Below are 4,807 nucleotides of genomic sequence, written 5' to 3' on the forward strand. Positions count from 1 at the left end.
TCCGAGTAGTCCTTCATCGCCATCGGCGGTCTTCTCGCTTCCTCCGGATCAGGCAGATCCAGTATCAGCGTGTCCACCACTCAGGGGGAGGCCCCTTTGCGGTGACTGAGAGTGATAATCCGCAGGCCTGTTCCACGATCCACTACCGCTTTCGGACATGCCGGAACCCACATCACTGCAGCTCAGGACAGCACTTGCCACCCCAGTTCCCGCAACCGTGTCCCACCCTTGACCTGCGGGCCCACATGCCTGATCTTTATGCGTGCCTGACCACACGCCTCACGGCCGCCGGCGGGCTCTCCGAAGTACTGCGGGCAACACAGTCACCCAGGAGATGGAGCGGTCCCGTTGCCGCGGGAGATGTTCACTGTTCTGGCGCCGCCCAGCGCGGCGCCAGAACATCAACGAACCGCCAGCCCCCGCGCTCCCGCGCCACATGGGCCGAAGAACCCCGGGCCAGGTCAAGGCCGGGCGAAGCCGCTGCCCACGCGCATCTATCCGCGCCCGCCACAGCCCGCGACCCACATGCGCGCACGGTGCAACTCGGCGTGAACAAAGGGCTGTGGGCGCACCTCCAGGTGCTCCGCCTCCGCCTGAACAATCCGACAAGCGCACCCGGGCCCGTCCGGGCAGCCGCAGTGACTCCTCGCCCCGAAGGGGCGTCGATCCGGCGAAGCTGTGGTCCGGCAGGGGAGAGCGTCGCCCGCATCGGTGCGCGCACCCCGGGGCTCTATCTCACCTATGCGTGAAGAAGGAATTCCGCTTGTTTTCGAGTGGGTCGTGAAATCGAAAAGGCCCGTATTGAAGCTATGGCAAGGTGTGGCGCAGGGTGGCGAATTCTGTCGATGTCATATGTGTGGTGAAACTTCGGTAAGACTCGTTGGCGGCAAGGCATGAGCGCTCCTGCCCGCACGGCACCGTTGCTTCGCGCCGGAAGAAAGGCGTCTGAGGAGAGCGGGCCGTCGGCTCTGGTCCGAGCTGTGCGAACCGGCAGCACTCCAACCCCACCCCTGCAGACCAGTAAGGAGAGCGACGCACGACTACCGGCTCCCAACGTGCGTCCCACCAGAATGTTTTCCATCCTTCGTGATGCCGGTGCCCAGTTCCTCGGAGCTGCGGCCTTCGCCGCTGCCGCCGCACTCCTGGCAGGCGCCCGCGCGGCCTGGAGGCGGCGACGGCCGCCCCGCGGCGCGGCCGACATCGACGCCGGCGAATAAGCCGCACCTTGAATTCGGAGATATAAAGATGCCTGTACCTCATTTCGTCATCCGGAAGACGACACAAAGAGTCGTCCAGAAGGCGACATCACCTGTTCGCCCCGAGGCCGAGAGGAACCGGCTGCACGCATGGCAGCACCTGGCCCCGCCTCAAGCCCAAGCCCCGACCGGGTGGGCCGGAGAAATGGCCATCGTGTCCGGCACCCTCCCCCCGACCGGCACACTGAGCGAAGTCGCCGACAAATACGACGAGATCGCGAAACTCGTCGAACTGGACGCCGCCGACGAGCTCACCGAAACCGACCTCCTCGCCGGCCTCCTCGTCATCAGAGCGCTGCGCGAGAAGCTGATCGAGGACGAACGCCGCCTCATCGCCGCCGCCCGCCGCAAGAAGGTCACCTGGGCACGCCTGGCCGAAGCACTGGAACTACGCAGCAGGCAAGCAGCCGAACGCCGCTACCTCCAGCTCCGCACCGACATGGACGAACTGCACGGCTCACCCCTGACGCAGCATGAGCGCATCGAGTACGCCCGAGACCAACGCGACCGCCACGCTGAACGCGCTTGGGCGGTCAGCAACGCCACAGTGATCCGGGAACTCGCCCGACGACTTCTGGACGTACCCGGTCTTCAGTCCAGGGCAGACCGCTCAGTCAGCGCACAGAAGACGCACGACGCCGCACTGCGCAGCGCCGTACACACTGGCACACCGCCACCAGGAGCGGCTCTCAGCATGCCCTGGCCCAAGCGGCTCCGGGAGGCGTACGACGCCGACTCAGCCCTCCAGAAGGCGCCAGTGGCCCAAGGCGCCTCCGACCTCAACCCAGCCAGGCTGAAGGCGACGCGGGTGGCCAACTCGATCCACCAGCTCTCCGGACTCCTGGCCAACGCCGCCAACCCCGAGAACGTCGATCTCGCTGACCAAGGAGACCTCCAGCCTGCCGTGACGGCCCTCTTCGCCCACCAGGAACGCTTCACCCTCCCCAAATAGACAGCCCGGCAATTGGGAGGCCAGGGAAGGCACGCCGACCCTCAGCCCATGCGCCAGATACACCCAGCCTGGAGGAGCCGGGCTCCCCGAGGCCGGGTAATCGGCGTCCGTTGTGGAGGGGCGGAATATTGACGCGCGGCTCTGAACAGGGCAAATGTGATCGGAGGTCAGGTCGCGAACCTGCCGTGCTCCTGGTCGACCTCCAGGAGGGGCTTTTGGCCGGCGGGACCACCGCGAGCGAGCTTGGCAGGCAAGATGGAACGGGTCGTCTCGCCTAACTTGCCACCGACGTCCAGCTTGATCATCTTGGGGAAGACATTGCCCTCGTCCATCCCCATGTTGGTCTCGACGGCCGTGTAGTGGAGTCGACGACCTTGATCGTGTACTCCACGCCCACGAGCCCCGCCGCCACCAGAATCGACGCCGTCCCGCGCCGGCTCTTTCCTCGAGGCCTCCGCGGATCCGCACGCAGAAAAGATGATGGCGTCGATGTCGCTCTGCACCCGGTGGCCCAGGTACGGGACCGGGTGCAGAACGGCGGGTCGGTCAGAACCGCATCGTGATCCAGGCCAGCACTTCCTCGGCGAAGTACTGGCCGAAGACCTTGCCGAAGCCGCTGAACAGTCCGAGGAAGACGGCTCCGGCGAGGGCGCTCAGGACGCGGTGCCGTCGGATGAAGCTGCGGATGGTTCCCCACGCACGTCGTGTGCGAGCCCAGACCGGCGCGGAGCGCCGGGCGATGAAGGCACGGGAGGCCACCCGCCACGCCGTCCAACGGGGGATACGGGTCGACGGCAGGCCAAGCGGCCCCGTAACCTCGGGGTTGGAACTGATAGGTCTTCGTCCTTTCGTGAAGTGCTGAAGTTGCTTCGAGACCAGGTACAAGACCCGTCGGACTGCTGTGTGGCCCCCCGTTGGCGCGGGGGGCCACAGTCGTTCCACCTCCAGGTAGTCGACCGGACCGGACTGCTGTGCGCTGAGAACCCGTTGGCGCGGTGCTCCGCCGAGAAGACGTCTTCTCTCCTCGGCGAGGCCGCTCTGCGGCGCGTTAGGAGTTTATTCGGCGATACCGACAACCGGCGGGTGTGCAAGCATGTCGCGAGACATCAACGGCCATGGAAACGAAGGGGCTTGAGAAATGCCTGCTCGGCCGCGCATTCCTGACCCCCGCAAGGGTGATCTGGAGAAGTTCGCGTTCGATCTCCGCGCGCTCGGCATGGGCAAGGCAGGGGTCGGCTGGATCGCCGCCCAGCCGGACACCGAGGTCTCACGGCCGGCCCTCTACGCGGCCTTGTCCGGCACACGGCTGCCCTACGCCGAGACGGTCAGCACCCTGCTCCGCTGGTGGGCGGGCGACCCCGACGACGAACGGGCAGATGTCCGCTCCCGAGACCCGATCTGGGGCTGGATACAGCGCCTGCCCGCCGATCACGAGGCCCGCACCCAGGCAAAGGAGTGGAGAGACCGCTACCAGCGCCTCGTCAGAGCCGAGACGCAGCGACGGTGGGCGAGGAACCGAACCTGGAAGCCGACGCCCCCCGTACAGATCGACATCCCCAGGGAACAGCACACCCTGATCGCGCAGCTCAACAACATGCTCGAGCGGACCGGCCTGGAGCAGGACATGTGGCTGCTGTTCGGATCCGACACCCTGCGGATCGAGCGATACCTGAGCGGCAAAGTGATCCCGAGTAACGCCTGGTGTGTTCGCATGGTGCAGATCTGCGAAGGCTTCAGCCTCGAGACGGATACGGATTACGAGATCGATCGCCTCTGCACAGCCGCCGAGCTCGCCCGACTGGCCCGGGTACGAGAGCGCAGGATCGCCCGCGAGACATCACGAGCCGCCACCCACCCTCCTGAGCCCCGCAACGCCCGCGGGAAGGCGGATTGGTAAGAACTCTGCGACCGAGGCGTGATGTGGGCGCTCAGCGGCCCTCTGCGCCCCCTGGAGGTCCGCGATGTGCTCTCCCCGTGCCGTCCAGCTGCTCCTGCAGGTGCTGTGCCGGCGACGGCCAGGGCGTGCGCGTGGAGCCGGGTATGGCCGCGAGCAGGTCGTCGACGGGGATCAGCCGACCCGCCCGCCGGCCACCGAAGCAACGCTCCTGCCCTTGGAGGTCGCCGGAAAGTGATCATGTGAGTCGGATGTGGGGCGCCGTCATCTACGGAGGCCTGCACGACCGTCCGCCGGGCCCTCTACGATAAAGTCCGAGCGCGTGTCGGGGGTGGGGGCTGGGTCCAGTTTTTAGCTACGACCAAAAATGAGGCACGCGGCTCGCGTTCCGGGCGCACCGACTGACCCTCTCTTGTGGGTGCGTAGTTGTCTGTGACGGTATGTCGAGTGCTGCGGCACGTGCTTTCCGGGCTCAGTCTGCCCGCACTGCGGAGCCGTGCGGGCAGGCACCCACACACTCTTGACCTCCCGTCACCACCGGGACCCGCAGCCGCCGAGCCCACCCGCACCACATCCCGGGACGTGCGGGAATTCCGGAGGAATTCCCCAAACCCATTCCGTAGGAATGGGTTTGGAAACCCGTAGGGTTTCGTCGTCTTGACGACCCGTAGGGTCGTGCGTCGTTCCTCCGGAGGAGGACGCGCG

Annotated in this window: 4 protein-coding genes; 2 read left to right on the forward strand and 2 right to left on the reverse strand. The window is 66.3% G+C overall.

What is annotated here, in order from left to right:
- The first annotated feature begins 1,401 nt into the window (after positions 1 to 1,401).
- Positions 1,402 to 2,208, forward strand: coding sequence for a hypothetical protein (locus tag ACFYY2_RS34690; protein ID WP_388750734.1), 807 nt, complete (start codon positions 1,402 to 1,404; stop codon positions 2,206 to 2,208).
- Between the two features lie 167 nt (positions 2,209 to 2,375).
- Here the strand turns inward: ACFYY2_RS34690 and ACFYY2_RS34695 are convergent, their stop codons facing one another.
- Together ACFYY2_RS34695 and ACFYY2_RS34700 are read right to left on the reverse strand one after the other, a co-directional pair.
- The gene (locus ACFYY2_RS34695; RefSeq protein ID WP_388750737.1) at positions 2,376 to 2,711 is read right to left on the reverse strand and encodes a hypothetical protein; all 336 of its coding nucleotides are present in this window, start codon (positions 2,709 to 2,711) and stop codon (positions 2,376 to 2,378) included.
- A gap of 43 nt (positions 2,712 to 2,754) precedes the next feature.
- Positions 2,755 to 2,967 (reverse strand): hypothetical protein, encoded by a 213-nt coding sequence (locus ACFYY2_RS34700; protein ID WP_388750740.1) that lies wholly within the window; start codon positions 2,965 to 2,967, stop codon positions 2,755 to 2,757.
- A 379-nt stretch (positions 2,968 to 3,346) separates the two neighbouring features.
- On the opposite strand from ACFYY2_RS34700, the gene ACFYY2_RS34705 reads away from it, so the two are divergent.
- Positions 3,347 to 4,105 (forward strand): hypothetical protein, encoded by a 759-nt coding sequence (locus tag ACFYY2_RS34705; protein WP_388750742.1) that lies wholly within the window; start codon positions 3,347 to 3,349, stop codon positions 4,103 to 4,105.
- The last annotated feature ends 702 nt before the right edge of the window (positions 4,106 to 4,807 follow it).

Origin of the sequence: Streptomyces sp. NPDC001822 (genome assembly GCF_042892135.1) — a bacterium.
Classification (GTDB): domain Bacteria; phylum Actinomycetota; class Actinomycetes; order Streptomycetales; family Streptomycetaceae; genus Streptomyces.